Annotated in this window: 1 protein-coding gene; it reads right to left on the bottom strand. The window is 65.4% G+C overall.

Annotation, left to right across the window (positions count from 1 at the left end; translation table 11 throughout):
• The coding region (locus tag AC1DOP_RS27160) for an IS1595 family transposase (RefSeq protein WP_477254395.1) at nt 1-866 on the bottom strand (866 nt) is incomplete at its 3' end.
• Nucleotides 867-944 lie beyond the last annotated feature (78 nt).

Raw genomic sequence — 944 nt, forward strand, 5'->3', positions numbered from 1 at the left:
ATCAGGTAACGGCTTGCCACGCCGCGAAACCGCACCAGCCAGCTCTTGAACCGGCTATGCCAGCCGTTCACGTTTTGCACGTGGATCGCGCCGCGTGTGCGCTCTCCCGCCTGCAYGTTCACCCACGCATGCGCGATACCTGAGCGCGCGGCAAAGCGGCGATAAGCGAGCGCGCCATCGCTGACCAGCAACACGTCGGCAGCGAGCACTGGCCGAAGACAATGATCCAGTTGAGCGGCGGTAACCTGGCCACGACCGGTRTGAAAATCRAGKGTCTGGCCACTACGGTCGCGGGCGACGAGCAGGCAGTCGTGCTSCTGGTTGATRCCACGTCGCGCCGCCACGCCGCCSCGCTTTCTCGGCCGGCGCGTCAGCGTGCGCGACCCCTTCTGCGACTCGAGGCGATAGGTTTCATCGGCTTCGACGATGGCGGTGAGCGAGCTCGGCCGATCCCGCATGGCGCCAGGCACGAAYCGGTGGCGCCAGCGGAAGCTGGTCGTGCGATCCACGCCGACCACGCGCGCGGCGTCGCGGACCGTGCGCGACTCGAGCACGCATTGCAGGTAAGACAGCCAGCATGCCTTCTTGCGCAGGCGCGCGAGCGGTGTGCCCGTCAACGCGTTATGGCTGCGCCGGCAGCCGAGACATCGAAAACGCTGCAGGCCGCTCGCCTGGCCGCAGCGGTGTTTGCGGAGACAGCCACAATGCGGACACGGCCGTCCGGCGGCGGCTTGTTCGATCAGAGCGATGCATGCACCAGGGTGCGCGATGCTCGCGATCCATTCCCGCAGCCGTGCCACGTCCGGGGTAGCCAGGCTTGCCGCCGTTAACAAGCCGAACAGTTGATCGAAGGTCGGGCCCGGCATCGTCACTCCACATGAGTTAACTCGACAATGCGTATGACCTGCGCAACCCGTTTCAGTTCACATAATTAACGCGCACAC

This window comes from Massilia sp. 01N410, assembly GCF_056399665.1.